At 47.4% G+C, this 4169-nt stretch carries 3 protein-coding genes; 2 read left to right on the forward strand and 1 reads right to left on the reverse strand.

Translation table 11 applies throughout. The annotated features are described in order from the left end of the window. Window positions 1–1331: T9SS type A sorting domain-containing protein (locus tag IID12_09915; GenBank protein ID MCH8289403.1), on the forward strand; the 1331-nt coding region annotated here is incomplete at its 5' end. 123 nt (window positions 1332–1454) lie between these two features. Here the strand turns inward: IID12_09915 and IID12_09920 are convergent. Beyond that, window positions 1455–3212 carry a lamin tail domain-containing protein gene (locus IID12_09920; GenBank protein MCH8289404.1) on the reverse strand — a complete coding sequence of 586 codons (1758 nt, stop codon included), beginning with the start codon at window positions 3210–3212 and terminating at the stop codon, window positions 1455–1457. 188 nt (window positions 3213–3400) lie between these two features. Between IID12_09920 and IID12_09925 the strand changes: the two genes are divergently transcribed. Further along, entirely contained in the window at window positions 3401–4054 is a 654-nt protein-coding gene (locus IID12_09925; protein ID MCH8289405.1) for a CvpA family protein, read from the forward strand. Window positions 4055–4169 lie beyond the last annotated feature (115 nt).

The following is a 4169-nucleotide window of genomic DNA, read 5'->3' on the forward strand; positions in this document are numbered from 1 at the left end:
CATACGCTTACTCCGCGGCAACTCTCTACGACTCGAGTTCATCTACAACAGGGATACATAACTTCTTGGTATCGGCTCACATCAGCGACAACCCCGGCGTGTTCTACGATTCCGATGTGGGCAGCGGCTACTCGGTCGATAACCTCGCGCCAGCCGCGCCTTCGGGATTATCGGCTTCAATTACCGAGGAGGATTTCATACAATTGACTTGGGACTCACCAGTCGACGCGGACTTCGATTACTTCGCCCTCTACAGAAGCGTGGAATCCGGCTTCGACCCCTCCGGCACGGAGCCGTATAAGGTTACAATAGACACGAACTTCGTAGATACAGTGGTGGTGAAAGGACTGATGTATTACTACCGCCTCTCAGCCTTTGACTTCAGCAAGAACGAAAGTGAATTTTCCCAAGAGGTCAGCGCCGTTTTGGCTGTGGCGGGCGGAGACATCGACAGCAACGGCACGGTCCAGGCGTTCGACGCTTCGCTCGTGCTGCGGTTCCTGACCGGTACACTGGATTTCACTCTGTGGCAGGAGTTTGAGGCGGACGTCTCGGACAACGACGAGGTGACGGAGATGGACGCTTCGCTGATATTGCAGCATGTAGTCGGCGCTATAGACCTGTTCCCCTCAGAGTCAGGTCCGCCGCCGCCGCTTGCTGCGGGAGAGCTTTCGGTTCCCGGCACGGTCGAGGCGAGTGGAAACGAAGTCGTGTTACCCATATTACTGATGGACGGTGATAAGGTTTTCTCCGGTTCGTTCGACGTGCTTTACGACACGGGTGCGCTCGAGCTTACCGAAGTCCGCACAACGCTGGCAACAGAAGGGTTCCTGACCGCTCACCAAACGATAGACGGGGAGGCTGAGCTCTTCCTCGTCGGGAGCGCTGGAGTAGCAGGGGACCACTCCATCATGGAGTTGGTGTTCAGACGCATACCCGGTGGTTCATCCCGGACGGAGATCGTTCTCGCGTCCGCCCGTCTGAATGATAACATTATTTGGACTCTCGGCGACACAACAGTTGTAGACTTTATCACCGGTGTAGACGATGAAAGAGCGGGACTGCCGACGGAGTTCGCCCTGTCGCAGAACCACCCGAACCCGTTCAACCCGGAGACAACTATAAGATATGCCCTGCCGGAAGCGAGCGGAGTATCGCTTATTATTTATAACCTCCGCGGTGAGGAGGTAGCCCGGCTTGTCGATGGAGAGCAGCCGGCTGGACATCATCAGGTAACCTGGAACGCTTCAAATATAGCTTCAGGTATGTACTTCTACCGCCTCCAAGCCGGCGAATTCGTTCAGACGAAGAAGATGGTGCTGTTGAAATAAATTAAATTTCTGAATCTTAATCCGTCGCTAAGATCTGGTATGACCGAGCGGAATCGGGTATACACAGTAAGTTGCTTGAATGGATCGAAATCCCTGAAAAACAGTGCTTAGGTGGAATAAGTATTAAAGTTTTCGGGCGAGCACAACTACACCTTTTTCTGTATAAACTTTTCCTTCGGATGGGGAAGTAGCCTCAAGATAGATAATATAAATTCCTATAGGCAGTTTTCTTCCTCTGTCATCAAGTCCATCCCAAACAATTCTGCCCTCAGAGCCTGCCGTAGCTGAAGTAAGGAGGCGGCGCACTTTCCGTCCTACGGAATCAAATATTATAATATCCATTATGACTGAACGGGAAGGAAGTGTGTAATCTATGTTAAGTTGATCGTCCATTCCGTCTCCATCAGGTGAAAAAGGGTTAGGAGTCAGTATCAGTTCAGCGCCTATGCCCTGGAGCTCATGTGAAATACTGTTGGGGCTGCCCGGTGTGCCTCCAAGCAGTTCAACGGAGCTTAACCAATTTTCATTGGAACTGGACTCAAAGAGCGGATCGATCCTTTCTGCTGAGACCCCTCTGCCACCCGCTACCCCGGGCGAGAATGACACCTTGTCGATCAGCGCTCCGGACGGACTGAAAAGGTAAACATCATCCCCGTCATTATTAAGACGAGGGAAATTCGAGTCGAAAATAATAGTGTTTTCAACAGCTCCAAAATATTGAAAATGATTTGAATCGGCAGCCAGCAGAAAAAAACCTCCGGACTGAATCAGAGCATTTTGAGAAGTGATCATTTTTTTGTTGGAGCTGTCGGCATCTGAAATCGACCATCCGATCAGGTTAATCGGCAGAGCAGAGTTGTTGTAAATTTCCATATATTCGGATTGAGGAGAGAATGCTTCGCCTTCAGTGAACGGATCGTACATTATTTCATTTATGACCAGAACTTGTGAATCGAAAAAGAATGAAATGTCGCGAAATGCACTGTTATTAGAGCTATCTTCATCGCCGTCGAGAGAGACAATCGCTCCCAACTTGACAACGCCCCACTGAAAGTCTGTGATCTCGACGCTTGACAGAAGGGAATCACCGGAGGCAATCGAATCTGAAAAATTCATGGTTGATAAAATTTCATCTCCGGCAGATAGGGCAGAATCGTTATCCAGATCAACAAACAGTGTGAGCGAAAAACCGGTCACACTAAGGATTCCTCGATTCTCGATGACCACAATAAGCGAGAACGGTTCTCCTTGTAAAGGGAATTCAGGCTGTGTATAGAAACTTGACAAGGCTAAGTCGATCTCAAAGGGTGAAACACTGTTCTTGAATCCTGGAGTACCGAAAGGAACAAGTGAGTTAGCCCAATTATCTGCATCGTCTCCCAGTGATAAGTTAATTTTTTCATCCGAAATTCCCTGAGCGTTGTCGACTGAATAAGTATATTCCGCGATCGGAATACTATCCGGATTAAAAAGAGTGACGGTTTCCGGAGCTGAGTTTAGGAGTCCGCGTGATCCGAATGTGTTACCGTTAATTGTGAGTATTAGAGCCTCTGGCGGAATAAGAGAATCGTAGTCGGTTGAATTTTCAAAATATCCGTTATCGAGTATGACAGCGAATTGATGAGGCAATATGGTTATTCCCCATCCGGCATCTATCAGCTTATCGCTGTCATTGCCGTCACCTATCCAATATCCGGTTAAGTTTACTTCGGAGCCGCCACGATTATAAATTTCTATGAATTCGGTATAATTCTCATTCCCGGATGGATTGAACATGATTTCGCTGAGGACTATCGGGCTTTGTGCCTTCAGAGTTGTAAGTGTGGTGGCACTAATAATTATGTGAAACAAAACTACGAGGCGTGAAATACAGCGATTCATAAGCTATAATGTGCGTAATGTTAGCACTGTTATTCAAGTCATTTGTGGTGGCAGGAAAATGAACTGATTTAGATAAAACGATGTACAATGTCAAATAAATTTGAAACGATTTCCCCTTTTCGCTTGCAAGCGAAGTGAGCAGCACATATTTTTTAGAAAGTTCCGGAGTTTAAAAATTTGGGAGGAATTTGCAAAATCTATCTGTAGACGGCATTATCATTGTAGCGCTCGGCTTCTTCGCGTATAAGGGATTGATGAAGGGTTTGATACTTGAAGTTTTCAAGCTCATCGGTATGTTCGGCGGGTTTCTTGCGGCGGCGAAATACTTCAGCGGGGGAACGGGAATTTTAATGAAACAATTTGATCTCGGTCCGAATGTAGCAGCCGGAGTTAGTTTTTTGCTGATTTTCGTACTTGTGGCGGGGACGGCTCGTTTTATCGCCGGAGCGATCAAAAAACTGATGGAATTCAGCATGCTCGGTTGGGTTGACAGGGGCGGCGGCGCGCTGTTCGGAGCGCTTAAAGCATCTTTTATTATCAGTTCGGTTTTACTTGCAATATCATTCATACCGGGAGATTTTTCAAAGAACCTCGAGAAAAAATCCAAATTCTATACTCCTATGAAAGGGATAGCTCCGATGGTCTATGACTGGATATACGGGATGTTTCCCGATGCGCTCTCTTTTCAGGATAAGATCTCAAAAACCATTCAGGGTTATGGCGGTTCGATGACGGGAGGAGGCGCCGGGGGGATTCCCGGAATACCTGCCGGGATACCAGGCTTGGACCAGCTGGATAAACTTAAAGAGGGTAAGGGGCTTGATTTCGATGGAAAAGAGTAGCAGAAGAAAATTGACGAATTGCTGAAAAAGTATGGCAAAAAATGAGGTCTGCACCGAGTCAGTTCTGGAAAGCTTAGACTTTCCGTTTATCAAAGAACTTCTTTTTAAATCTCTA

It is taken from the genome of Candidatus Neomarinimicrobiota bacterium, from assembly GCA_022567655.1.
GTDB lineage: Bacteria > Fidelibacterota > SORT01 > SORT01 > SORT01 > JADFGO01.

Coding starts and splice junctions, on each gene's coding strand:
- IID12_09920 (MCH8289404.1), bottom strand. CDS start 3,212: ATGAATCGCTGTATTTCACGCCTCGTAGTTTTGTTTCACATAATTATT.